Annotated in this window: 24 protein-coding genes; 16 read left to right on the top strand and 8 right to left on the bottom strand. The window is 45.4% G+C overall.

The window, feature by feature from the left end; translation table 11 throughout:
• Positions 1-41: 41 nt before the first annotated feature.
• The 4 genes from prmA to DWY79_RS00645 form a co-directional block, all read right to left on the bottom strand.
• Positions 42-893: a 50S ribosomal protein L11 methyltransferase gene (gene prmA, locus DWY79_RS00665; RefSeq protein ID WP_087344231.1), complete on the bottom strand. Its 852-nt coding sequence runs from the start codon at positions 891-893 to the stop codon at positions 42-44.
• A 78-nt stretch (positions 894-971) separates the two neighbouring features.
• A complete protein-coding gene (locus DWY79_RS00660; protein ID WP_122368684.1) occupies positions 972-1,418 on the bottom strand; it encodes an N-acetylmuramoyl-L-alanine amidase in 447 nt (148 codons plus the stop codon).
• A gap of 318 nt (positions 1,419-1,736) precedes the next feature.
• The gene (locus tag DWY79_RS22530) at positions 1,737-1,835 is read right to left on the bottom strand and encodes a smalltalk protein (RefSeq protein WP_005861849.1); all 99 of its coding nucleotides are present in this window, start codon (positions 1,833-1,835) and stop codon (positions 1,737-1,739) included.
• A gap of 281 nt (positions 1,836-2,116) precedes the next feature.
• Positions 2,117-2,614 carry an HU family DNA-binding protein gene (locus DWY79_RS00645; protein ID WP_122144290.1) on the bottom strand — a complete coding sequence of 166 codons (498 nt, stop codon included), beginning with the start codon at positions 2,612-2,614 and terminating at the stop codon, positions 2,117-2,119.
• 226 nt (positions 2,615-2,840) lie between these two features.
• Between DWY79_RS00645 and DWY79_RS00640 the strand changes: the two genes are divergently transcribed.
• Positions 2,841-3,080, top strand: coding sequence for a DUF4248 domain-containing protein (locus tag DWY79_RS00640; protein WP_122368760.1), 240 nt, complete (start codon positions 2,841-2,843; stop codon positions 3,078-3,080).
• 224 nt (positions 3,081-3,304) lie between these two features.
• Here the strand turns inward: DWY79_RS00640 and DWY79_RS00635 are convergent, their stop codons facing one another.
• Both DWY79_RS00635 and DWY79_RS00630 read right to left on the bottom strand, forming a co-directional pair.
• Complete coding sequence (locus tag DWY79_RS00635; RefSeq protein WP_122368683.1) at positions 3,305-5,110, bottom strand: DUF3987 domain-containing protein; 1,806 nt, start codon at positions 5,108-5,110, stop codon at positions 3,305-3,307.
• Positions 5,111-5,137: 27 nt separating this feature from the next.
• The gene (locus DWY79_RS00630) at positions 5,138-5,770 is read right to left on the bottom strand and encodes a BT4734/BF3469 family protein (RefSeq protein WP_008774051.1); all 633 of its coding nucleotides are present in this window, start codon (positions 5,768-5,770) and stop codon (positions 5,138-5,140) included.
• Between the two features lie 143 nt (positions 5,771-5,913).
• Here DWY79_RS00630 and DWY79_RS00625 point away from each other — a divergent pair, with 143 nt between their 5' ends.
• From DWY79_RS00625 to DWY79_RS00565, 15 genes are all read left to right on the top strand, one after another.
• Positions 5,914-6,846: a site-specific integrase gene (locus DWY79_RS00625; protein WP_122368682.1), complete on the top strand. Its 933-nt coding sequence runs from the start codon at positions 5,914-5,916 to the stop codon at positions 6,844-6,846.
• Positions 6,847-7,362: 516 nt separating this feature from the next.
• The gene (locus tag DWY79_RS00620) at positions 7,363-8,484 is read left to right on the top strand and encodes a transcriptional regulator (RefSeq protein WP_048928048.1); all 1,122 of its coding nucleotides are present in this window, start codon (positions 7,363-7,365) and stop codon (positions 8,482-8,484) included.
• Between the two features lie 53 nt (positions 8,485-8,537).
• Positions 8,538-8,939, top strand: a complete 402-nt coding sequence (locus DWY79_RS00615) for a hypothetical protein (protein WP_036632613.1) — start codon at positions 8,538-8,540, stop codon at positions 8,937-8,939.
• A gap of 14 nt (positions 8,940-8,953) precedes the next feature.
• Positions 8,954-9,091: a hypothetical protein gene (locus DWY79_RS22655; protein WP_005861865.1), complete on the top strand. Its 138-nt coding sequence runs from the start codon at positions 8,954-8,956 to the stop codon at positions 9,089-9,091.
• A 2-nt stretch (positions 9,092-9,093) separates the two neighbouring features.
• Positions 9,094-9,237: a hypothetical protein gene (locus DWY79_RS22650; protein ID WP_191215918.1), complete on the top strand. Its 144-nt coding sequence runs from the start codon at positions 9,094-9,096 to the stop codon at positions 9,235-9,237.
• A gap of 17 nt (positions 9,238-9,254) precedes the next feature.
• Positions 9,255-10,403 (top strand): MraY family glycosyltransferase, encoded by a 1,149-nt coding sequence (locus DWY79_RS00610; protein WP_122368681.1) that lies wholly within the window; start codon positions 9,255-9,257, stop codon positions 10,401-10,403.
• Between the two features lie 278 nt (positions 10,404-10,681).
• The gene (locus DWY79_RS00605) at positions 10,682-12,127 is read left to right on the top strand and encodes a flippase (RefSeq protein ID WP_008774043.1); all 1,446 of its coding nucleotides are present in this window, start codon (positions 10,682-10,684) and stop codon (positions 12,125-12,127) included.
• Positions 12,128-13,261 carry a UDP-galactopyranose mutase gene (gene glf, locus DWY79_RS00600; RefSeq protein ID WP_008774042.1) on the top strand — a complete coding sequence of 378 codons (1,134 nt, stop codon included), beginning with the start codon at positions 12,128-12,130 and terminating at the stop codon, positions 13,259-13,261.
• A gap of 6 nt (positions 13,262-13,267) precedes the next feature.
• Positions 13,268-14,215, top strand: coding sequence for a glycosyltransferase (locus DWY79_RS00595; protein WP_008774041.1), 948 nt, complete (start codon positions 13,268-13,270; stop codon positions 14,213-14,215).
• 108 nt (positions 14,216-14,323) lie between these two features.
• Positions 14,324-15,511 carry a Coenzyme F420 hydrogenase/dehydrogenase, beta subunit C-terminal domain gene (locus tag DWY79_RS00590; protein ID WP_008774040.1) on the top strand — a complete coding sequence of 396 codons (1,188 nt, stop codon included), beginning with the start codon at positions 14,324-14,326 and terminating at the stop codon, positions 15,509-15,511.
• Positions 15,499-16,617 carry a polysaccharide pyruvyl transferase family protein gene (locus tag DWY79_RS00585; protein ID WP_034532238.1) on the top strand — a complete coding sequence of 373 codons (1,119 nt, stop codon included), beginning with the start codon at positions 15,499-15,501 and terminating at the stop codon, positions 16,615-16,617. The genes DWY79_RS00590 and DWY79_RS00585 overlap by 13 nt, the downstream gene beginning before the upstream one ends.
• Before the next feature lie 3 nt (positions 16,618-16,620).
• The gene (locus DWY79_RS00580; protein ID WP_008774038.1) at positions 16,621-17,778 is read left to right on the top strand and encodes an EpsG family protein; all 1,158 of its coding nucleotides are present in this window, start codon (positions 16,621-16,623) and stop codon (positions 17,776-17,778) included.
• 10 nt (positions 17,779-17,788) lie between these two features.
• Entirely contained in the window at positions 17,789-18,919 is a 1,131-nt protein-coding gene (locus DWY79_RS00575; RefSeq protein WP_008774037.1) for a glycosyltransferase family 4 protein, read from the top strand.
• A gap of 2 nt (positions 18,920-18,921) precedes the next feature.
• Entirely contained in the window at positions 18,922-21,147 is a 2,226-nt protein-coding gene (locus DWY79_RS00570) for a glycosyltransferase (protein WP_147431796.1), read from the top strand.
• 60 nt (positions 21,148-21,207) lie between these two features.
• A complete protein-coding gene (locus tag DWY79_RS00565) occupies positions 21,208-22,329 on the top strand; it encodes a DUF1972 domain-containing protein (RefSeq protein ID WP_122368679.1) in 1,122 nt (373 codons plus the stop codon).
• A 62-nt stretch (positions 22,330-22,391) separates the two neighbouring features.
• Here DWY79_RS00565 and DWY79_RS00560 read toward each other — a convergent pair whose 3' ends face one another.
• Positions 22,392-23,519, bottom strand: a complete 1,128-nt coding sequence (locus tag DWY79_RS00560; RefSeq protein WP_122368678.1) for a type II toxin-antitoxin system HipA family toxin — start codon at positions 23,517-23,519, stop codon at positions 22,392-22,394.
• Positions 23,519-23,854, bottom strand: coding sequence for a helix-turn-helix domain-containing protein (locus tag DWY79_RS00555; RefSeq protein WP_122368677.1), 336 nt, complete (start codon positions 23,852-23,854; stop codon positions 23,519-23,521). Before DWY79_RS00555 ends, DWY79_RS00560 begins: the two co-directional genes overlap by 1 nt.
• Positions 23,855-23,961: the final 107 nt, after the last annotated feature.

Genomic DNA, 23,961 nt, shown 5'->3' with positions numbered 1-23,961 from the left:
TTAAGGTTTATCCTTGTCTTAACTTTTGCTGTTAAAAAAAGTTATCCTTTTAAGACCTTCACGGCAACCCAGTTATTTCTTTCGTTATAAGAATCCAATTTCAGCCCGTTCTTCTGACATTCTGCTTCTATCGCCGGGATATCTTCTACATAAAAGCCGCTCATAAATAGGATGCTTCCCGGTTTCATACTGTTTGTATATTGACAAATGTCATTCAGGAGGATGTTCCGGTTGATATTGGCGAAGACGATGTCGAATAGCCCGAATTCCTTGATTTTCTCGGCGCCGCCCAAGGCAACTTGTATGTCTTCGGTATGATTCAGGCGGATATTCTCTAGGGCGTTGTTATAAGCCCATTCGTCGATGTCGATGGCCGCTACCCGTTTCGCCCCTTTCAGCCGGGCCAAGATGGCCAGCACGGCTGTGCCGCATCCCATATCCAGTAGCTCCTTGCCTTCTAGGTCTAGTTTCAGCATCTCGCTTATCATCAAATAAGTCGTTTCGTGATTGCCGGTGCCGAAAGCCATTTTCGGGTCTATTATTATATTATATGTATAGCCGGGCTCCGCCTCGTGGAAGGAGGCACGGATGATGCATTCGCTTCCGATCCGGATGGGTTTGAAATAATTCTTCTCCCATTCCTCATTCCAGTCCTTGCTTTCTACCCATTTGGAGGTGTAATCGATCCGGGTATTCTCTAGCGGAAAGTCGGCCAGTTTATCATCCAATGTCTTTTTGTCGTATAAAGCCTCGGATATATATCCCAGCAAACCCTTCTCGCTTTCCGTAAAGCTCTCAAAACCGATTTCCCCCAACTCGGCGGCCAGCACGTCATTGATAATCTCTTTCTCGATAGGGGAGGTGTATGTGAAACTAAGTTCGTAATAGTTCATGTCGTATCTTTTTGTTTATTTTCTATATTGTCCGCAAACATACGAAAAAATCTGTTGCCTATTCAAATATCACGAAGCCTAATACAATTCCGCATATTCTTTCTCCGCGTCGAAGCAGGGGCAAGCCTTGCGAATGTTGGTGCTGAGTTGATAATGTCCTAAGATACGTGCCGATGGGTAATCACGGCGTAGCTGCCGCAAGAGATCGAGCAGGGTACAACGCTGGGCGTAGGTGCGGGTATCAGCGGGAAGACCCCGCTCATCCAATCCACCCTCGTAGCAAATACCCAGACTGTGATCGTTCCAGCCCGAGGCGTGTGCCCCGATCTGGTTCTCCGGCCGGCAGCGGTGCAGCTCGCCATCCCGGGTGATATAGTAATGATAGCCGATGTCGGCGAACCCACGATCCTTGTGTGCGCTCCGAAGCGCTTCTACGGGAAAATCCCGGTCGTAGCGGGTTGCGCTGCAATGAATTACAAGGAGGCGAACCTCCCTGTAATTCTGGTAAAAGCAATATTGTTTCATTTTTATTCTTTTTTTAGTTTGTGTGTTACTTTTCTCTTGAAAGAAAAGTAACCAAAAGTTCAAGGCTGACGCTGACGGGCTACTCGTCGGCCTTCGCTCGCTGTCGCGTCCCAACTCGCTTCGCTCAAACAGGGACGCTCTTGTCGCTCACTTCGGCCGCCTCGCTTTACGCCCGCCCGCTAAGGCCGGATGGAGAGCCGTTCCCGGCTCTTTGAGGAGAGGCCGGCCCCTTGAGAAAGACTGTCCTTCTGGGTAGAGGGTGTCCTCTTTTGGGGAGGTTGTCTTCTTTAGGGAGTGGGAACGGGTGGGGGAGGCTTGCTAAAACAATTGGCAAGCTTGCAGGCCGAAGGCCCCTGCGATGGCGGTAGCAACAGCGATGATCACTTTGAGAATGGTACTCCAAACAGACTTCTTCATGATAATTAATAATTAATAGTGAACAATGAATAATGAATAATGATATCCCGGCTGATATAAGAGGAAAGCGACGCTTTCCTTAGGACGGCCTCAGCGGACGGGCGTAAAGCGGAGAGACCGTAGCGAGCGCCCGGAGCATCCCTGTTTGAGCGCAGCGAGTTGGGATGCGACAGCGAGCGCAGGTCTCGAAGTAGCCCGTCAGCGTCAGCCTTGACCTTTTGGTTACTTTTGGGTCAAGCCAAAAGTGACATACCGATTGGGTGTAAGCCAAAAGTGACACGCTAGATCTCGTCAGGCGATTCCGAGTCGTCCCCTCCGGAAGCGGGCTTCTTGCTGATATCGACAGAGGTCTCCCCAGCCTTCTCCGCACGAAGCACGGCTTGCTGAGCCTTGCGACTGGCCACCGGCTGGAACTCCAGTCCGGCGAAGATGTTCTTCAGGTCCTCACCCGGTATATACTGGATGTTGACACCGGTGATGTTTGTAGATGTGAATTTCTCAAGACTCTCTGCCCCCTCGTTGAGGATCTGTAGACGGAATTTGCCTAACTCGCCAAAATCCACCTGCTTTCCCTCTTGGAGGGCATCGAGCAGGTTCTCGACGGTGGAGATCAATACCGCTACCACGTCCGCACGGCTGACGGTGGTTTGCATGGATACCCGGCGACTCAGTTGCTTGAGCGACAGCTCTCCATTGACCTGTGCCGTGGCGTACGCTTTCGCCGGCTCGTCTTTCTTCAAGGGGTTGGGCCGAAGGGCCACACTGTAATTTAATGCCATAGTTTTGATAATTAAAAATTGATAATTGATAATTGAAAATGGGATCGATCTGTTTTCGATTACGAATGTACGACTTCCGGTTTCCTCCGGAATGAGTCTCGTAGAGGCGGTGTGAAATCGAGGGGAATAAGGTGATAAAAGATGAATATTAGTGGATCGGATCGTTGCCGGATTCGTACTTTTTTAGTATCTTTATTCCTGTAAATGAATGAAAAATACCTATTTTATGCAGACAAATAACGAATATCTGGATGAGTGGCCGGTGCGCCCTTATAGCAAACGGGAGTTGGCCATGGCCTATGCTCCCGATATCAGTCCGAGTTCCGCTCTCAACCGCTTGGCGGGATGGGTCCGACATCATCGGAGGCTCAGCGATGAGCTGGATGAGACAGGCTACCAAAACCGGCAGCGGATTTTCACCTCCCTGCAAGTGGAACTGATCTTTCGCTATTTGGGCCGTCCTTGAACGAGGGTCTTCCACGTTCGCTTTCGCATGCGTATATCGGCATCGCTTCATGCGTATATTGACGTTAGCCCACACGTATATCGCCGTGGCCCTATACGGGCGTAGGCGTGAGGCGATGCCGGTGTACGTGTGGGGCGTGCGAGTAATGCAAATAATGCAAGTAATGCAGTACCTGTTTTCCCACACACGTGCGTACATACTTAAAAGAAGAGGAGGAAGAGGGATTATGTTTTCTTATAATCCCCTCGTTTTTCTCCCTTTCGGACGATTCCCTGTTTCTGCCAACGTTGCAAGCAACTGCATGCGGTGTTTTTGGGTATCTTCAGCTTCTCGGCTTCTTCCAAGAGGGATTGATAGGTGAAATCCGTATCTAAGGTGATGAAGAGACGTTCTTGGTCGGCCATGCCCCGGTTCTTCACCTCGTTGGCGGGAAGGAACGAGAGTATGTGTACGGCGTGTAGGTACATGGGCTCGGCCAAGGAAAGGACCGCTTGGAAATCATCCTCTTGAATGGAGAGATCCCAGCGGGTGATGATCCCGTCCTTGATGTTGTCGGAGCAGGTCTGCGGGTCTGGCGTGAGCCGGGGCGACTTGCGCAGGCTGGCGGCGAAGTCTCCCGCCTCCTCGCATTCCCCTGTTATTCGCAATAGGGCGACGATCGACAGGATACGTCCGATATTGATGGCCATCCGTACGACGGAGCTGTTCATCTCGTTGCCGGTGCCCTTCCGGGAGCGCTCGAACAAGGTTTGGAACACCTCGTTGAAGGAGACGATTTGCGCGTCGGTCAAGCGAAGCGAGATCACCCCCAGTTTCTGGATCTCTCTCAAGTGAGCGATCCAGTCTTTGCCCAATTTCTGGAATTCCAGTGACGTGTCGGTCCGCTGTAGACTGAACTGGTTGATCCAGTGAAGTACACGGGGCATATAATAGAACATTTGCCGGGAGAACAATCCGTTCTCGCTGGAAGGGATCAGTGGCTTCACCTGCCCGGGCGTCCCGCTTATCAATACCGACAGGTGGGAGTGCCGCAGCTCCCGATACTCCCGGTCTGTCCGCCGGTTGTAACTGAGTGGGTCGTGATCGAACGAGCTGCGGATCACCTCGCTCCAATGGCCATAATCCGAGGCGATGGAGTTGCTGACCATGTCCGCCTCGGTCTCGCAGATGATCCCCACGCCGCCTGAGTCGATGATATTCTGCAAGATACCGGTACCGGTGTTGTTGCCGGAGAATATAAACATACGGTTGAGAGGCATTTCCGGCTCCTCGGCTTTTGCCTTTTCCCGTCCCAAGGAATTGAAGGAGGTCATCTCTTTCTTATACCTTTTCATCTCCTCCGCCACGGTCGCCCGGATCTCGTCGTGGATCGGTTGCACGAGCATTCGCGTCCATGCGAGCACGCCTTTTCCGGAGGCGGGGGGAGCGACGACGAAGGTTTGCAAACTGGAGAAGAACCATTTGCCTCCATATAGGAACCGCAGCGTCTGGGCGAGCGAGGCGCCCAAGGTGGTGAGCCCGCCCAGAAGGAGTACATCCCGTTGCTCCCGGCTCTGTCCGAACGCCATGATCTGCCGCAACATCCGGGGCCACTCATGCCCCTCGGGGAAGAAGGGCAGGTGGGTGAACGGATCGACCTGCTCTTCGATCTCGATCTCTACATTATTATCGCACGCACGTGTGTGGGAAACAGGTGCTGCATTATTTGCATTACTTGCATTATTTGCGTGCGTATCGCGGGGGCGGCTTGGAGGCTCCAAGCGTACACCCGCCAGTTCGGCCAAGTGGAAGGCCGTACCGAGGTGTATCCTGTGGTCTCCCTTTTTCAAGGAGTTGGAGAAAAGTCGTTCGGCCTTCTCCCGGTTAAACTTCACCGATAGGGAACACAGGGCGATGAAACCTTCTCGTCCTGCCTCGCCGCAATCGTTGGCGATGGCAAACGCCAAGCGCACGTATTCACAATATCCGGGGGCGATATCTACACCCGCCGAACGAACCGCTTCTACTAAGCGGGATAAACTGTCTGACATGTAATTTATGATTTATGAGTTATGATTTCAAATCCTGAAGAGCGCGTTGGGATCATGACATAGGAAACAGGAGCGGACGATGTCTTTGCCGCTCGGGTCTACTTTCCGGGAGCCTCGCGTCTCTCCGTCGCCATACACATATTCCACGTAGTTCATTACGCCTAGGATATGCTCGGAGATATAGGCGGGTGTCTCGTTTCCGGGATGTTCCGGATAGGGGACGAAAGCCTTTACGCCTCGTTCGCTCGGGCTGATGAAGCAGAGAGCGGGGCATAGGTAGGCATCGTCGAACAGCTGTCTTCGGAGGGCCTCCGCCTCCGCGGTAGAGTCCAATCCGTCTACATCCACTACCACCAATCCGCTCGGGGCCAGGAGCCGATCGCTTTTCCGGTAGGAGAAAGTCCCGCAAGGCGTGACATACGGTAGCGTTTGCCGTTTCAGCTCGCTGAATCGTTCCTTGTCACCCGTCTCAAGCGGGAGGCGGAGCTGCCGGGTGAGGCGTTCGAGGGCCGGATCGCCGGTGATGAGTCGGGCCACCTCCTGTAAGGTGACTTCTCGACTGGGATATACGGTAGCCGGTCGTGATACTCGTCCCGTTAGGCTATCTTTGACCGGTGAGATCGGGGCTGCGAAAAGGGACATTTTAAATTCATTTTTCATGTATTCTTTTTCTTAAGATTAACGGCGGTGAAGGTCGGATTAATAAAATAAAGTGCGGGACGAACAGTTCGTCCCAATGTTAATGGTGTTGACATGATTAAATAAAAGATAACAGAATAAACAAGGATTTAAGGAGGATTTATATGAAAAAAGAAGACGTGGTGGGGGGTATGTTGGCTTATATAGCCCACCTTCGTGAGGTGGGGCGTTATTCCACGGCGAAGAGTTATCTGGACGCTTTACGCTCGTTCAAGTGTTTTTGCGGGATGGAGGAAATCCCTTATGCCTATATAGACAAAGAGAGGCTCTTGCTTTATCAGGCATGGCTGTCGAAGCGGGGCTGTATGCGCAATACGGTGTCCACCTATATGCGGCGAATCCGGCATATCTATAACTTGGCGGTGGAGGCTGGCGAGGTTTCGTATATCCCGAATCTGTTCAAGGGGGTGTTTACAGGCGTGGAGAGCAAGCGGAAGAAGGCGTTGCCTCTGGATAGCTTGCGCTCGTTGATGGGGACTCCGAGAGTTGAGCCGGAGATGCGGAGAACCCAGCTGTGTTTTTGCCTGATGTTCTCGTTCAGCGGGATGGCGTTCGTGGATTTCGCCCATTTGCGGAAAGAGAATGTCAAGGACGGGGTCTTGTCGTACCATCGTCAGAAGAGCGGGTCTTTCATCCGGGTGGAGATCCCGGCCGATGTACGGCTCTTGTTGGATGAGTTGGCGGTTTGCACGGACAAGGACTCGCCTTACCTGTTCCCGTTTCTGAGCGGGAAGAAAACGGGTGAGGCGGCCTATGCGGAATACAACGGCGCCTTGCTGCGCTTTAACCGCGACTTGAGGTCGCTGGCGGAGACTTGTGGTGTGGGTGAGCCGGTCACCTCGTACACGATCCGTCACTCTTTCGCCACGACCTTGAAGGAACGGGACGTACCGATCGAGATGATCAGTGAGCTGTTGGGGCATACGTCTATCAAGACCACGCAAATTTACTTGAAGAGCTTTTCCTTGGAACGTCTGTCGGCGGTGAACCGGGCTTGCTTCGAGAGCGTGTATAAACCGATATCCGAGGTGGGGTAAGAGGTTGGCTACTCGGGAAGTAGCGTAAAAGGAGGGGAAAATTACCCAGTTGTAGAGACGGAGCGTGCTCCGTCTCCCATCGTCTGACGGTAATTTAAATACCATTTTGAGGAGATGAGACGGGGCACGCCCCGTCTCTACAGGAATACACACACAGGTTATGAGGCATGGTGGAATGATACCGGGAACAAGAGGTCGTTTCACCCGCGTCACCATGTCTATACGTTTAGGATAAAATGGGAAAATCAAAGAATCGAGAGGATCAAACGCCTACAATGAGTAAACAAGCGGATCTATTCGCTTGTTTTTAGTTATTTTTCACTATATTCGCGGCATGAAAGAATACGCTACTTCCCGAGTAGCTAAATATTCACTAGGTATGGTAATTTTCAGAAATGCCATAATTGAAAACTTAAAGTGCTGTGTGTTAGGCGTAAATAGGGTACGCTTGGCAGGGCTTTGAATTGTCGTTTAATCAGAGGGGAACTCCTCGTATATCTTAGGGAAAAGAGAATCATGCCGACGCGTATTTTGAGAAACGATCGTCCGAAGGGGGGCCTGACACAGGCCGGCAAGCGTCATGACTTGAAAGCCGTGCGCTGGTACGTGCTCACGCTTCCTACCGCCGCGGGTGGACGGCGTGACCGGATCAGCCCCTCCAAAGGCTTGGACGTGGAGCTTTCCCGGCGGGAACGTCGGGGAGAGACTCTTTTCGAGTATTTCGCCCCCTCGTACGTGGAGGTGCGAAAGGTGGGTGGCAAGCTGGTCAACACGAGGCGACCTTTGCTGTTCAACTACGTGTTTATCCGTTCTTCGGTAGAGGAAATCTTCCGCATGAAGCAGGCACTCCCCTTGTATAATTTCCTTCCCCGTGTCTCTTCCGGGAATACGACCTATTTCCCGCACCTCTTGGATCAGGAGATGGCGAATTTGCGCTGGGTGGCGGAGGCTTACTCCAACGAGCTCCCGGTGTACGTGCCGGAGAGCACCCGCTTGTTGAAGGGGGATCGGGTACGCATCACGTCCGGTTATTTTACCGGGATGGAGGCCGAGGTGGTGATCCAGCCGGGCGGCGGTCATAAGGAGGTGATGGCACGCATACTGGATTGCATGTGGGTACCCTTGTTCGAGGTGAAGGCGGGTGAGTACGAGTTGATCGAGTTGAATGCGAAGAGCAAGCACGTTTATACCCATCTGGACAACGACCGCCTGTCGGAGGGCCTGCACGAGGCCTTGGGACGTTACCATGTTTCCGGCAGTGTCTGCGAGGAGGATCGACGATTGGCCGGCGAGGTACTGCGGGGATATGCCTCTTTGCGTGCGGAGACAGACGTGATGCGTTGCAAGCTGTGCGCATTGCTCCTCCCGACCTATAAGCTGTCGGGCGATGAGGAGGCTTTCGTTCGCTTGCACGACACGATGCGCGGCTTATTGCCTGTCGTGAAAGCACCGCAATCTCGTGCCCTGTTGCTGGTCACCTTGTATGGCTGCACGGATAACGCTCTCTACCGTCGCATGGCACACGAGCTAGTGGATCCTTGGCAAGTCGATCCCTCGCCTAAGAAAAGCAAATTATCTTTGATCCGCCGGCTGGGCGACTATGATAGATGGCTGGGCCACGAATCAGTTGACAGCTGAGAAGTGGCAGTTGACAGTTTAAATCATAATCCAAAATTCAAAATTCAAATTTGATGTCTACCCTTCCTTCCGGCGTTCGTTTGGTGGCGTTGCTGAACGACCATTTGCGCGAGATCATGGGGCGCGAGCGTGCGAACCATACCTCCATGCACCTATATTGTACGGGGCCTTACTGGGTCGCCTTCGAGCGTTCGGCCTATCAGTTGCGTCGTGCGTTCCCGGACAGCGAGACCACGCCGATGCGCCTGTTCGGGTATCCGTTTCCGGTCGTGATGGTGTCCGTAACGGATCGCTCGCTGCGTTCGTACGCCCGCAAGCATATCTTGCGGATAGACGAGCCGGATTATAAGCGATTGACCGTCCCCGTTTTCCCTGCGGAAGATTACCGGTCGTGGCACGACCGGGAGGTATCGGGACTGCCGTATCCCCACACGTACGGATTTCAGAGAAATTAATACGATTATCACATATGTACCGACAACAATTCTTTCCCCGTCTGGGTGATTACATCGACACGCTGCTGAAAGTCACCAAGCTGACCAAATCCATCGTCTGCGTAACCGGAGGTATGGGCGGCAGTACCTATAACGCTTTAAAAAAGGTATAGACATGCATTTCAGCATCTATGCCCGTCTGTTGGATCTCCTTTGGGAACATCTGGATGACGAGGATCGGTTCCGCCGGCTGGCCCATGAAGCCGTGGAGCGGTATATCGCTTACATGCGGGGGAAGATGGATGGAGGTAAGAATTAATCTTATACGTTAGGATCATGCAAACATATTTGTTTCTATTATTCGGTTTCCTGTTTGCCGTATCGCTCGGCATGGTGATCATCCCGAGGATCTTGGTGATTTCCCATAAGAAACGGCTCTATGATGTCCCGGACGCCCGTAAGGTGCATACGATGCCGGTTCCCCGTCTGGGTGGGCTGTCCTTTTTTCCGGTGATCCTGATGTCGATGTTCTTGGTGATCGGTTTTCGTCTGTACTTTTGGGATATGGACACCTCGAGCTTGTCATTCAATATGCTTTATGAGTACCTGTTCCTGTTCGTGGGCATGACGCTGCTTTATCTGGTGGGTGTTTGCGACGATCTGGTCGGTGTAGGCTACCGCTATAAGTTCGCCGTGCAGATCGCCGCTGCGTTTCTGTTGGTACTGTCAGGTAACTGGTTCGACTCGTTGGGCGGTTTGTTCGGTATCTACTCGGTGCCGGCTTGGATGGGGATGCCGTTCACGGTGTTCATCGTGGTGTATATCACCAACGCCATCAACTTGATCGACGGTATTGATGGCCTGGCCTCGGGCCTGTGTTGTATCGCCTTGTCGGTCTTGAGCGTGATATTCTTTCTTCGCGGGCAGTATGTTTACGCCTTGTTGGCGATCTGTACGCTGGGTATCCTTATGCCCTTTTGGTGTTACAACGTGTTCGGTAACGCCAACCGTGGACATAAGCTTTTCATGGGGGATGCCGGCAGCCTTACGCTGGGCTACGTGATCAGTTTCTTGATCATTCACATGAGCGTGACGAACGAGGTCTCTCCGACATTGTCCAACCCGTACATGGTGATCGCTTTCTCTACGGTGCTGGTTCCGCTGTTGGACGTGATCCGTGTGGTCTTGCATCGCCTGCGTGAGCACAAGAACCCGTTCTTGCCGGATAAGAATCACTTTCATCATAAGTTGTTGCGCACGGGGATGCGGGTGCGGGTGGTGATGGTGACGATCCTAGGGATAGCGGTGTCTTTTATCGGATTGAACGCATGGCTGGCATGGCAGATGAATATAACCTTCCTATTGGGAATAAATTTGATCTTATGGTCGTCGCTTCATTTGACGATTAACTGTTTTATCGCAAAAACACCTGTGGAAGAACGGATAAAAACGAAGAACTGTAAAAAACTGGGTGAAATTCGTTAAATCTGGGAAAAGTTGTATCTTTGAGGTTCAGATCTATGAGTGTTTATTTACTTACAATTTGTGTAATTATTATTATTTTGATATTGACGCAAGCATAATACTTTATAGCCTTCAAAAGGAAGTCCCGGATTTGTACTCTACTATTTGTGTTATGTAGAGGGATTTGTCTCGGTAAATTATCACGATAAATTATAGTTTAAATTCATTTTAAATCAAGACACTCGTTTTTTGTCCTGCTGATTTGTTGGCGGGATGAGAGTGTTTTGTGTACTCCTTTTATGTCTTCCTTAAAGACGAACGTCGTCCTTAATTTCTTGAATACGGTTACGGGGATCATATTCCCGGTGATCACATTCCCATACGCCGCGCGTGTGTTGCTGCCGGAAGGAATTGGTGCCGTGAATTTCCTGCAATCGATCGTTGCCTATATTGTCTTGTCGACCAGCTTAGGCATACCGATGTACGCGGTTCGGGAAGTGGCTAAGTATCGGGATGATGTAGCCATTCGAAACCGGATCACGGTGGAGATATTGTTGTTGAGCGTCATTCTCTGTTTGTTCGGGTATGTGGCGGTCGCCGTGTTGGGTATCTATGTGTCGCAAATATCTGCGCAGTTAGGCGTATTCTATGCGTTAAGCCTGACGATCTTGTTCACAAGCTTGGGTGTGAATTGGTTTTATCAAGCAATCGAGGACTTTAAGTTCATCACGATTCGGGCCTTGTGCTTTCGCTTGTTGGCGGCGTTGGGGCTTTTCTTGTTTGTCAAGGACAAGGACGATCTGTTGATCTATGCGTTTGTCTTGGTAGGTTCTACGGTAGGTAATAACCTGATAAACTTCATCCATCTGCGGAAGTGGATACCCTTCCATTCCGTCACTTGGGCTGAGTTACATATTTGGAGGCATCTGCGCCCCTCGCTGCGTATTTTTGTTTTTAACTTGGTGACCAGCATTTACTTGAATTTGAATACGGTGATGCTTGGTTTTATGCGGGGCGATGACGCTGTGGGTTTTTATACGGCGGGCAATAAGTTGTCGCATGTGGTATTGAGTGTGGTCGCCTCCTTGGGTGTTGTTTTGTTACCCCGTTGTTCCAATCTGATAGAGACCGGTCAGATGGAGGCATTCTCGAAAGTGACGAACAGATCCTACCGTTTGGTTGTAAGTTTGTCACTGCCTTGTATTGTAGGGCTTATTGTGTTGGCGACACCTGTAATATGTATCTTTTGCGGGGAAGAATTCTTGGAGGCAGTCCCCGTACTTTGTTGGACAGCCCCTATTATCTTGTTTATCGGTTTGAGCAACGTGATCGGCTTGCAGATCCTGTATCCGTTGGGTAAGGAAAGTATCGTGATTTGGAGTACGGTGGGAGGAGCCGTGCTGAATTTCCTTTTGAACTTGTTACTGATCCCTTTGCAGGGTGCGGTAGGTGCGGCCATCTCTACTTTTGGAGCCGAGTTAATCGTGTTGCTTATCCAAATCGTCGTAGGACGTAGATCTTTGCCGATCCGCTTGTTTGAGCGGGATTACTTGAATTATCTTCAGGCCTCCGTTTTGATGGCGTTCGCCCTTTTGGGTTTGAGCCTTTTGATTTCGAATAGCTGGTCATTGATTGCGGCAAGCGTGATGGTCGGCGTTTTCTCGTATGCCGGATTTTTGTGGATCAAGCGAGATGTCCTTTTCTTGGAGGTCTTTAGTTACGCTACTAAACTAATCAAAAAATAAATGAGACCATATGATTATTTGATCGTCGGAGCCGGCTTGTTCGGTTCCACGTTCGCCTACTTTGCCCGAAAGCGAGGTAAACGATGCTTGGTGATCGATAAACGCCCTCATTTGGGCGGGAATATCTATTGTGAGGAGAATGAGGGTATAAATGTACATAAGTATGGTGCGCATATCTTTCATACCTCGAACAAGGAGGTGTGGAACTTCGTGAACTCCATTGTGGAGTTCAATCGTTATACGAACAGCCCGGTTGCCAATTATCAAGGAAAACTCTATAATTTGCCTTTTAATATGAATACCTTTTACCAAATGTGGGGCGTGAGAACCCCGGAAGAGGCGAAGGCGAAGATAGAGGAACAGAAGGCGGAGGCAATGGAGGCTATGAGAGCCGCAGGGGTGAAAGAACCCCGGAACTTGGAGGAGCAGGCGTTGACCTTGATCGGGAAGGACATCTATGTGCGCTTGATCAAGGGTTATACCGAGAAGCAATGGGGGCGGAAGTGCACGGAGCTTCCCGCCTTTATCATCAAGCGTCTGCCCGTTCGCTTCGTGTTCGACAATAATTATTTCAACGACACTTATCAAGGAATTCCGGTGGGAGGCTACAATAAATTGATCGAAGGTTTGCTGGAGGGAGTGGAAACTCGGATGAACGTTGATTTCTTTGCGGATCGTACCTATTGTGAATCCTTGGCTGATAAGATTGTATTTACCGGTAAGATTGATGAGTTCTATGGTTATTGTTTCGGCAAGTTGGAATATCGAACGGTACGCTTTGAGGAGGAGATCCATGAGTGCTGTAACTATCAAGGTAATGCCGTGGTGAATTATACGGAGCGAGATATTCCTTATACACGTATCATTGAGCATAAGCATTTTGAGATGTTCGGAAATGCCGTGAATGCATGCCCGAAGACGGTTATATCAAAGGAGTATTCAACAGAATGGAAAGAAGGAATGGAACCTTATTATCCGGTGAATGACGAGCGGAATATGCTATTGGCGGAAAAGTATCGTCAACTTGCGGAAACAGAAAAGAACGTGATTTTTGGAGGCCGATTGGCGGAGTATAAGTATTATGATATGGGGCCGGTTGTGGAGAAAGTATTTAGAATAATAAATTCAAATTAAACTAAAATGAAACAAACTATTGGAGCTTGCGTTGTAACCTATAATAGGAAAGATCTGTTGATTAGATGTTTAAATGCTATATTGCGACAAGAATATCTGCCCGATGGCATTGTCATAGTAGACAATGTATCCACCGATTCTACCTTTGAGGAGATAACCACTCGCATGTTCCCCGGTCTAATATTTCGGTACGAAAACGAGAGTGGATTTGTTTATGAAGGGGATATCATCGTGGCAAATCGGTCGATGTCTGTTGTATATATTCAGAAGAAGGTAAATGACGGTGGTTCTGGTGGTTTTTATGCAGCGATGAAGGAAGCTTTTAACCGTGGATATGATTGGCTTTGGCTTATGGATGATGACGGATTGCCTGATAGGAAGGAACTGAAAGAATTGTATAATAAATCAGTTGAGTACCATTTGCAATACGCCAATGCCTTGGTGCTTGACATAAAAGATCCTACGCATTTTTCTTTTGGATTATCGAAAGGAAGGCTTGTTTATACAGTAGAGGATGCGAAGAAGAAACCTGTTATAGAAGATGTCGCTAATCCTTTTAATGGTACTTTTGTTAGTCGTGAAGTGATAGAAAAAATAGGCTTTATTAAGAAAGAAATGTTTATTTGGGGAGATGAAATAGAATATTTTTTACGCACAAAAAAGAATAGATTTAAGATTGCAACGGTTCCGTCGGCTGTGCATTTACACCCCAAATCTGTAAATAAGAATAATTATATTTCCTTTTATAACTGGAAGGTACCAGATGTTTTTGGAACTCGTTTTATTTGTGTCCATAGAAATAAGGGGTATATATATTCTCGATATTATGGTATATGCGGTATTATAAAGTATTTAATTGCGAATACTGCTATCTATGTCTGTAATTTTCAATTTAAGAAATGGTTGCTGTTTATAAAGTATTATTTCGAGGGTGTTTTTAATTATTATAAGTGAAACATAAGTGAATGTCTTAATTAAGATATTGCAAACTTTAATTTTTAATACGTTTTGATTCGTTTCCCCCGTCTATTACTGAGTAAGCGGAAAATCCTTAATTTACAGATGAGAAATATAGGTGAGATAAAAGATTGTTATGGTTGTGGTGTATGCGCTACGGTTTGCGGTAAAAAAATTATAGGGATTGGATTGAATAAAGAGGGCTTTTATGAGCCGCAGGTCGTCGATCCTGATCAATGTGTAGGTTGTGGTTTATGTTTGGAGGTATGTTCCTTTTTGCAGGAAGAGCCATCTTTGCGGCGTACTGAGATTCACAGTTATGCGGCTTGGTGTAAAGATGTGGCTGTACGGAGAAAGTGCTCCTCGGGGGGTGTAAGTTTTGAGTTGGGGAGGACCTTGATAGAGGAAGGCTATAAGGTATGCGGTGTGCGTTATGATGTGGAGCGGGCAAGGGCCGAGCATTACATAGCTACGACCGTGGAGGATTTAATACCTAGTATAGGTAGTAAATATATACAAAGTTATACGATTGAAGGTTTTAAGGCGATTAACCGAAAAGAAAAATATCTGGTGACTGGTACGCCTTGCCAGATAGATTCTTTCCGTAGGTATATCCGAAAGTTTGATGTAGAAGATAATTTTGTTTTAATGGACTTCTTCTGCCATGGTGTCCCCTCTATGCGTTTATGGCAAAAGTATCTTCAGGAGGTGGAGAAAATAACAGGGAAAGTTACTTATGTCTCATGGCGTAATAAATTCACGGGTTGGCATGATAGCTGGGCGATGTCAATAGACGGTAAAGAGCGTGGGGAGAAGGTTGATTGGCATGATTCGTGCAATTTGTTAATAAGGGAAAAAAGTTTCTATAATTCAAGGTTGTCTCAAGGAGACAATTTTTACCGCTTCTTTTTAAGCGATGCATGTTTGGGCAAGGCTTGCTATGAAATGTGTAAATATAAGTATGATCGTTCAGCTGCGGATATCCGTATTGGTGACTTATGGGGGGATACCTATAAATCGGATGAGGATGGCGTGAGTGCGGCGGTTGCCTTCACGGAAAAGGGTAATAAAATATTGCGTTCTTGTGGTTGTGAGTTGATAGAACATCCTTTTAATGTTGTTGCGGAAGGACAGATGAAGGAATGTCCTCGTAGACCGAGGTTACGGTCATGGATTCTTGCGCATTTCTGTTCCGACCACTCGTTGCGATCTATGTTGATCATGTATAAGTTATGCTGTTTGCCGAAACGAATCATTAATAAATTAATCAGAATATTTAAATGGGAAAAGTAGTGGGAATACTCTCCATGCAAAGGGTCTTAAATTATGGTTCTTTCTTGCAGGCGTATGCATTGAAACAGTTATTGCTACAAAATGGAGCGGATGATGTTTATTTTATAGACATAGAGAAAGGACGTTCTTTGGCTGGCTTTGAACAGGAAAATTCATTATTGAAAAAGTTATTTCGTGCCATTGTTTTGCTCGTTCAAGGTCAGTTACCTGCAAAGATTAGAGACATGAAATTTATGGTGAAATTAGCGAAAAGTCTCAAATCTCAATGGCCGGAGCTAAGCTTGGACGAGATAAATCCGAATCATTTTGACGTGGTATTTATAGGTAGTGACGAAGTGTTCAATTGTTGCCAAAAAACAACTTGGGGATATACGTCGCAACTCTATGGGCATATTCCACAGGCGGATCGGATTGTATCATACGCAGGCTCATTTGGACATACTACATTAGGGTTGTTGAAAAAGCTACAGGTAGATGGGGAGATTGGGCAAACGATGAAAGAAAATTTATCTGCCATTTCTGTTCGTGATCAGAATTCGTATGATATCGTAGAGCACCTTACTGGCATAAAGTCTGAGATTCATTTGGATCCAGTCTTGATCTATGGTTATAAAGATGAAATAGAGGCTAGGTGTATGGAGACGTGTAGCCCTTATATGGTAATTTATAGCTATCAAGGCCGAATTGGGAATAAGAGCGAGATAAAGGAGATTGTGACTTATGCTCGTTTAAAGAAATTACGACTAGTCTCTGTGTTTTGCCGTTATGACTGGTGTGACGAGGCTGTTTTACCATCAACTCCTTTTGATGTGTTAGCTTGGTTTAAAGGGGCTGAATGTATTGTCACTGATACTTTTCACGGCACGATCTTTTCGGTCATTACACATCGGCCGTTTTGTAGCTTAATTCGTAGTTCGAACCGTCAAAAGTTAGATTTCTTATTGGACCAACTAGGTTTGTGTGAGAGGAAGGTGTTGGCAGGTAATCAATCTATGATTTGTTCTGTTTTGGAACGTCCTGTAGATTATATAAGAGTGGAGCAGACGCTTCGCTCGGAACGTGAGCGAGCTATGGATTATTTGTTGGTGCAGTTAGATAAAGTATAATAAATGATGTTGTCGCTAAGTGTACTAGAAAGTTTTGTGGTTTATACGTCTTTGCTGATCTCTTTGCCTTTTTTAGGTCACACCGCAAATCAGTTTTACCAAAGGCCTGATTCAAACAGATTATATCATTACTGGGGAATCCTATTTTGTGTGATATTAATTTTTAGTTTGATATTTGGGACAAGGTATGAGGTGGGGATAGATTACTTAAGTTATAAAAAAATATATGAGGTCATTCAAAATGGGGAAATTCCCGATGATATAATAGAGCCTGGATTTTATTGGATCTGTAAAATCATAGGAGCTTTAGGATTGCATTATTCTTTCTTTTTTGGTTTCTTCTGTTGTTTGCAGGTATTCTTTATCATTTTAGCTTTTAAGAACAAACCAGAGTTATTACCATGGATCTTTATTGTTCTACTTTCCTCTCAATTTATGGTTATGATGACATTGGTACGTCAAATGACGTTTGTCTGTTGTTTTATATGGTTGGTGAGTCGGATCAATTTTATATCGTTCGCAAAGTATGCGATTTGGATTGTTTTATGTACGTTCTTCTTTCATAAATCAGCGATATTGCTACTTCCTTTGTATCCGTTTATTAGATTAAGGAAGAATATGTGTGGAACCTATCTGTTTCAGAATATAACATTTATTGTCTGTGTTTATTTGGGATATTCTCATTTTATCCTTGATAAGTTTGAGGATTTCTCTGCGATAGCATCTTTTTTGGGATATTCTCAGTACGAAGGTTTTAATGTCCTAGAGGCTCTTTTTATGGATCCTAATTGGGGGGGGCGTACCTTGATACGTGTGGCACTGGTTTTTGTCACGATCCTTTTTTCTAATAGAGTCCGGGCTTATTTCCCTACAGTAGGTTTCACTCAGTTTTATAATCTTTTCTTTTGGGGCGTATGTGCGGAAATAGTGTTGTATGGAACAAATGTTGTCTCACGTGTCTTTTTGCCTCTTTATTATATGAAACTTGTAATATATGCTTATACTCTTTATTATTTGATTTCAAATTACCGGAAGAGCTATAAAATTTTTTTTATGTGCTGCTGTTATATGCTGTTGCTTTCAATGGATTATTCTTCGGTTTTTTATGAAGCGAAATTACCGGAAAATACATCTGCTTTCAAGTTCTTTTGGCAATCTTAAAGTCTTGTTTATGAAAATAGTTTATTGCCTTCAAAGTACATTTAATTCAGGCGGGATGGAGCGTATTGTTATCTGTAAAGCGAATCATTTATCTCGCTTAGGTCATGAAGTGACGATCGTAACTACCAATCAAAGAGGTAGAAACTCGTTCTTTCCTATAGATCCGGATGTGCGATGTCTGGATCTTGGGGTTAATTATGATGATATAGAGAGTCTGCCATTTGTCAAGAAATTGATAAAACGACAAATCAAGTTGTTTAGACATCGTGAGAAACTGGAGTGGATACTTTGTGATATAGCCCCGGATATTACGATTTCTACATTTGGAAATGAAATAGTTTTTCTTCATAGACTTAAATCAGGCGGGAAAAAGGTCGTTGAGATACATTTTTCTCGTTTTTATCGCCTACAATTGGATCAACGGGGAATTTGGAGATTGGCCAATCGATGGCTTACCTATAAATTTAAACTGAATGTCAAGAAGTATGATGCTTTTGTTTGTCTGACAGAGGAAGATCGTTTGAATTGGAATGGCGTGAAGAATCTTCATGTAATCCCTAATTTTATAGATCGTAGGTCATTCGAGCCGGCGGCCTTAGATTCGAAAATGGTGATTACGGCCGGACGTCTATCGTTTCAAAAGGGGTATGATCGATTGATTGATGCGTGGAAAATCGTTCATGCGCATTGTCCGGAGTGGAATTTGGAAATCTATGGAAGTGGGGAATTGAAGGATGTTCTTTTGGATAAGATTGATAGTTTGGGACTGTCTTCTTCTGTCGCTATAGAAAAACCGGTTGATGATATTTATGATCGTTTTTCTCATTCTTCAATATATGTTCTTGCTTCTCGTTATGAGGGGCTTCCGATGGTTATGCTGGAGGCGATGGGATGTGGTTTGCCAATCGTCTCATTTGATTGTCAATGTGGTCCTAGGGATCTGATTGGGAATGGTGATGCGGGAGTATTGGTGCGAAATGGAAACGTCAAAGGACTGGCTGATGAAATTATAGCGCTTATTAAAGATGTAAATCGACGCAAGGGTATGGGTAAATCCGCTTATCGTGAGGCTGAGAAATATCTTCCGGAAAGTATAATACGGCAATGGGAAACTTTATTTGAAAATCTAACAACAATATAATCGTGAAGTTTTTTCTAATCTCAAATATGTATCCGACCCTAGATAGCCCGGGTTACGGCTGCTTTGTGAAAAATGTGTGTGAAGGGATGCTATCTCAGGATGATGTGCATATGTCTTGCATGGCTGTGATCCGAGGAGGAAGCAAGGGACGCATCGATAAGCTATTGAAATATGTGGTTTTTTATTTAGCCATAATCAAGGGCTTTTTCAAGGAATATGACTTCATCTACATACATTTTCCTAATCAGGCTATTCCATTACTAAATTTTCTTTATAAGTTTCGTACACCCAAAATTGTCGTAAACTATCATGGTGAAGATTTGATGTATGAGGAAAAAGGATATACCAAGATATTAGGTGAGGTCACCCAAAGATTTTGCAGAAAATATGCTTCGGCGATAGTAGTTCCTTCTCGATATTTCAAGGATATCGTGGTTGGCCGGAATATTCTTCCTGCGTCTAAGGTCATCGTATCGCCATCTGGTGGGATAAATCCGGCTCTGTTTTTCCCTCTTGAAACTAAAAGTTATGATTTTGCTTTACATATAGGATATGTCGGTCGGCTTGAGATTGACAAAGGCATAAGAGAGTTTTTGCAAACTTGTGACAGACTTAAACAAAATGGTGTCGTGTTTAAAGCCTCGGTCGTTGGGTATGGTAGTTGTTACGATGAGGTGATGCGCTTTATAGATGTTCATGATCTGAAAAAAGAAATTACGATTGTCAATGGAGTTCCTCAAGAAAAGTTAGGAGATTATTATCGGGGCATGGATCTGTTGATTTTTAGTAGTAGTAGGACTGGTGAAAGTCTAGGGCTGACAGGTATTGAGGCCATGGCGTGTGGTGTACCTGTTATAGGAAGCGATATCGGAGGTATCGCCTCCTATGTGGAGAATGGTAGTAATGGCTGGTTGGTCCCTGTAAAAGATATAGACGGGATTGTGGATCGGATTTATAAATATATGGGGATGGATATCGATTCGAAGGAAGAATTGAGATATAATTGCATAGAGACTGGTAAAAGATACGATAAGAATTTAGTATGTAATCAACTGGCAAAAGATCTAAAAGGGCAGATAACCCCCCCCCCCCCCAGTATCCCGATTATATTATTGAATGATAATCATTTAGGTGCTTTGCTCCATTTCAGGGGTGAAGTAATAGAGGCTTTACTCCGGAAGGGGTATAAGGTGGTAATAGTGGCACCTATCTCTGACCACGATCAGATAACTGTTCCATATGGGGTAGATTATCAGCCTGTCCTAATGAATAGAACGTCAAAAGGCGTAAAGGACGGGATTGAATATTTCTGTCAATTGTATAGAATATTCAAGGAGGTAAAACCTGATATGGTAATAAATTATACGATCAAGCCAATACTGTTGGGTAGCTTGGTCGCACGTTTTTTACGTGTTCCATCTATCTCTTTTTTCGCGGGAATTAGTTCTGTGTTATCTGGTATGGCCGGGCAAAGTTCTGTTAAATCGACTGCTTGCATGATGGTGCTTCGTAAACTGTTGAAAGTTAATGAAAGGTCTGTGTTCTTAAATGAGGAAGATGTCGGATTTGTTGAAAAATATAATCTTTATCCTTTAGATAAAGTATTGCTTTTGAGGGGAGGAGAGGGTGTTGATACCGATAAATATACTCCCCTGTTACAACCTGAAAACTCATTACGTTTTAAAGTGGTGATGATTGCCCGTGTCCTGAAAACGAAAGGTTATCAAGAGTTTGTCGAAGCGGTGCGTTTATGTAAAAAAAACAGGCTGAATATAGATTTCTATCTATGTGGGGGGATCGATGAGATTCATCCCGCAAAGATAACACGAGAGGAAATAGCTATGGCAGAGGAAGACTTTCTTTTCAAATACATGGGGCATTTAAACAATCTCCAGCAATTCATAGGCGATGCTGATTGTGTTGTTTTACCATCTTACTATAATGAAGGGATGAATAGAAGTCTTATGGAGGCTCTTAGCATGGGTATTCCTATTATAACAACAGATAACAGAGGATGCCGTGAATTGGTAATCGATGGAAAAACCGGTTTTATCATACCTCCTAAAGATTCTTATGCGTTGTATGATGCTATTTTACGGATGTATCATCTTTCTTCGGAAGAACGTGAATGCTTCAAGATTGAAAGTCGTAAATATGCATTGGAAAGGTTTAGTATAGAAAATGTAATCAATACTTATCTTCGTTTGGTAGAAGAAGTTCTAGCTTGATCGTAAAATATTCTATGTGGAGTTTTTCTCTCATGTTGTATTAATTTCAATTATATATCAATGAAAGTCGCTATCATCGGTACTGTCGGAGTTCCGGCAAATTATGGTGGATTTGAAACGCTAGTCGAACAATTGATTGAGTATAATCATTCAGAGGATTTACAATACGCCGTATATTGCAGTCGAAAATCTTACACGGACGAACGCTGGGTATATCATGGCGCTAAGATAGAATATGTGGGTTTAAACGCAAATGGTATCCAAAGCATCTTTTATGATATCATCTCTCTTATAAGAGCCGGGCGGAAAAGCGATGTCGTATTGATTTTAGGAGTTTCAGGCTGCGCTTTTCTTCCTTTATATAGATTGTTTTCCAAGAAACGTCTTGTTATTAATATTGATGGTCTTGAGCATAGAAGGGATAAATGGAATAAGTGGGTACGTAAGTTTTTGAGATTTTCAGAGAAACAGGCGGTGAAATACGCCGATGTTATCGTGACTGATAATAAAGGGATTACTGATTATGTCAAAAAGGAATATGGAAAAGAGTCTGAATTGATAGCTTATGGAGGTGATCATGTCTTGTGTGATATTTCAGTTGTAGAATCAGATGAAATATTAAGTAAGTATTGTTTAGCTGTTGGTAATTACGCTCTTGCTATTTGTAGGATAGAGCCGGAAAACAATGTGCATACCATATTAGAGGCATTTTGTAAAACACCTGATAAACATCTTGTTTTTATAGGAAACTGGCAGAAGAACTCTTACGGAAAAGAATTGATAGAACGCTTCAGTTTATATGATAATATTACCATTATTCCTGCTATCTATGATTTAAAGACTCTTAATGTTTTGAGAAGTCACTGTGGGCTGTACATACATGGGCATAGTGCAGGAGGCACTAATCCCTCTCTTGTGGAAGCAATGTTTTTTGGTAAGCCTATAATCGCTTTTGATTGCGTTTACAATAGAGAGTCTACAGAAAATAAGGCTATCTATTTCGACTCGTCTGAAACACTTATAAAGCTATTAACTGCTCAGATTTTAGATCCGATTGTGATAGGTCAAGATATGAAAGAGATTGCTAATCGCCGTTACCGATGGGAGATTATAGCGCAACAGTATGAAAGGTTATATGATTCAGATTGGTCGAGTTATCGGAGCGACAAGCGGATATATTGAAAATACTCAGTCTAATGCACACTTATGTGCCCTTTCAAAGGGGGGTGTCCTAAATTGAGTGCTTACCAGTCTTTGTTCCGCAACAAATCTCCGCAGCCAGTCCTAACCTCTTCAATGATTCGTATGCAGCGCGGTTTATTCATCTTGTTTTTAGTACCGATGGTTATCATGTCTTGAATGGTGGGATGTCCGGTTCCATTGACCGAAGTCGCATGTTCACCATTATAACCCTCTGTGCATAGGGTGAGATCGTAGGCGGGAGCAAGATGCCATTGCCATGTGCTGGTATCACTTTTCTGTATTGTGAAACTGAAATTCTTGCAATGATCATCTTTGTTGTCTGTGAAATAGTTGAAAACCATACGACGAAACATTTCTTCCACTTCTAAAGGATTCTGCGTTAGATAGCCAGTTAGGGCCAGTAAGTTGCTATAATCGAGAATTGGGTTGGATAGTGGAATGTTAAGCAGCCCTCCGGCTGTGACTGTATGCAAACGTTCTCCATCTTGCGAGATGTCGAAGCGGCGTGTCGTGAAATACTTACCGTTGATCAGTTTGAAGTCTGGAACGCGGATGCCACATTGTCGTGCTAACTCATTGTAATGAAATTCTATCAATCCCATGTCTTGAGGGTCGTATGTATGGCGGAACTTCACCATCCAATGCCCTTCATTGTTGGAGAACAATGCCTTGGGTCTGCATCCGCCGCTATTTCGGCTGTTAAAAAGAAGAAGTTCTACGTCATCGTCGTTCTTCTCATGCAACACTTCTAAGGCCTTTTCTTGCAGCAGATCGAAATCAAGGGGCTCATGCGAAGTACCTATGCTGGTTTCCGGTTCGTATGTGAGTGCTCCCATACCCCCATTTCCCACTAGACTTAGACGGTCGAGCGCTGACAATTGGGTATCGTTGATGCCTTCTTTGAGCAAGGCCTTATGCAAGAGGTAGCGACCATAGCCATCGGGCAGACTGTCTTCGAAAACACCGAAATTCCCATAAAAAGGTGAGGGCTTTGCGATGAACAATCCCGATTTCAGCGGAAGTTCCAATGGGGATATACTGAAACCGTTGGAAAGCCATGCTTTATCGTATTCAAAGGCACACTGTTTGTTGTCGGGAGTGAGCGAAAGCGTCCCGACTATCTGTTCGTGATACTTTACGATAAGTCTTTCTATTTTTTTGATTCTCATTACTTATGTACTTTTTTCTTGTTGGTATTCTTGCGGATTTGTAGTAGCTCCTCCATGGTGGAGTATTTTGGTTCGGAAAAAAGCTTCTTTATCTCCGAAGTGTAACCTAATGCCATTGCTATGCTGATAAGGTTCTTGAGTGAGATAAGGCCTTTCTGTTCGAATCGCACGATATTGCTGACTGCTACACCTGCCTTCTCTGACACTTGTTCGCGTGTCAGATTCTTCTCTATACGTCGCTTGCGGAAGTCGTTGGCTATTTCTTTAGCGATCTCATCCGGGTTGTCTAGTGTATAGCTGTCAAGAACTGATAACATATTGTTTGTTTCTTGCATCTTTATTTGGATAATGGTAATATATTGTTAGTAGCAAAGGTAGTAAAAAGCTCGATATCCCCGTCGTTTTATACATGTTTTTTTAGTGTACAGTTCTGTATGTGTAA

It is taken from the genome of Parabacteroides sp. AF27-14, assembly GCF_003635425.1.
GTDB classification, from domain to species: domain Bacteria; phylum Bacteroidota; class Bacteroidia; order Bacteroidales; family Tannerellaceae; genus Parabacteroides; species Parabacteroides distasonis.
This window is presented reverse-complemented; position numbering and strand designations above follow the sequence as displayed.

Coding starts and splice junctions, on each gene's coding strand:
- prmA (WP_087344231.1), bottom strand. CDS start 893: ATGAACTATTACGAACTTAGTTTCACATACACCTCCCCTATCGAGAAA.
- DWY79_RS00660 (WP_122368684.1), bottom strand. CDS start 1,418: ATGAAACAATATTGCTTTTACCAGAATTACAGGGAGGTTCGCCTCCTT.
- DWY79_RS22530 (WP_005861849.1), bottom strand. CDS start 1,835: ATGAAGAAGTCTGTTTGGAGTACCATTCTCAAAGTGATCATCGCTGTT.
- DWY79_RS00645 (WP_122144290.1), bottom strand. CDS start 2,614: ATGGCATTAAATTACAGTGTGGCCCTTCGGCCCAACCCCTTGAAGAAA.
- DWY79_RS00640 (WP_122368760.1), top strand. CDS start 2,841: ATGCAGACAAATAACGAATATCTGGATGAGTGGCCGGTGCGCCCTTAT.
- DWY79_RS00635 (WP_122368683.1), bottom strand. CDS start 5,110: ATGTCAGACAGTTTATCCCGCTTAGTAGAAGCGGTTCGTTCGGCGGGT.
- DWY79_RS00630 (WP_008774051.1), bottom strand. CDS start 5,770: ATGAAAAATGAATTTAAAATGTCCCTTTTCGCAGCCCCGATCTCACCG.
- DWY79_RS00625 (WP_122368682.1), top strand. CDS start 5,914: ATGAAAAAAGAAGACGTGGTGGGGGGTATGTTGGCTTATATAGCCCAC.
- DWY79_RS00620 (WP_048928048.1), top strand. CDS start 7,363: ATGCCGACGCGTATTTTGAGAAACGATCGTCCGAAGGGGGGCCTGACA.
- DWY79_RS00615 (WP_036632613.1), top strand. CDS start 8,538: ATGTCTACCCTTCCTTCCGGCGTTCGTTTGGTGGCGTTGCTGAACGAC.
- DWY79_RS22655 (WP_005861865.1), top strand. CDS start 8,954: ATGTACCGACAACAATTCTTTCCCCGTCTGGGTGATTACATCGACACG.
- DWY79_RS22650 (WP_191215918.1), top strand. CDS start 9,094: ATGCATTTCAGCATCTATGCCCGTCTGTTGGATCTCCTTTGGGAACAT.
- DWY79_RS00610 (WP_122368681.1), top strand. CDS start 9,255: ATGCAAACATATTTGTTTCTATTATTCGGTTTCCTGTTTGCCGTATCG.
- DWY79_RS00605 (WP_008774043.1), top strand. CDS start 10,682: ATGTCTTCCTTAAAGACGAACGTCGTCCTTAATTTCTTGAATACGGTT.
- glf (WP_008774042.1), top strand. CDS start 12,128: ATGAGACCATATGATTATTTGATCGTCGGAGCCGGCTTGTTCGGTTCC.
- DWY79_RS00595 (WP_008774041.1), top strand. CDS start 13,268: ATGAAACAAACTATTGGAGCTTGCGTTGTAACCTATAATAGGAAAGAT.
- DWY79_RS00590 (WP_008774040.1), top strand. CDS start 14,324: ATGAGAAATATAGGTGAGATAAAAGATTGTTATGGTTGTGGTGTATGC.
- DWY79_RS00585 (WP_034532238.1), top strand. CDS start 15,499: ATGGGAAAAGTAGTGGGAATACTCTCCATGCAAAGGGTCTTAAATTAT.
- DWY79_RS00580 (WP_008774038.1), top strand. CDS start 16,621: ATGATGTTGTCGCTAAGTGTACTAGAAAGTTTTGTGGTTTATACGTCT.
- DWY79_RS00575 (WP_008774037.1), top strand. CDS start 17,789: ATGAAAATAGTTTATTGCCTTCAAAGTACATTTAATTCAGGCGGGATG.
- DWY79_RS00565 (WP_122368679.1), top strand. CDS start 21,208: ATGAAAGTCGCTATCATCGGTACTGTCGGAGTTCCGGCAAATTATGGT.
- DWY79_RS00560 (WP_122368678.1), bottom strand. CDS start 23,519: ATGAGAATCAAAAAAATAGAAAGACTTATCGTAAAGTATCACGAACAG.
- DWY79_RS00555 (WP_122368677.1), bottom strand. CDS start 23,854: ATGCAAGAAACAAACAATATGTTATCAGTTCTTGACAGCTATACACTA.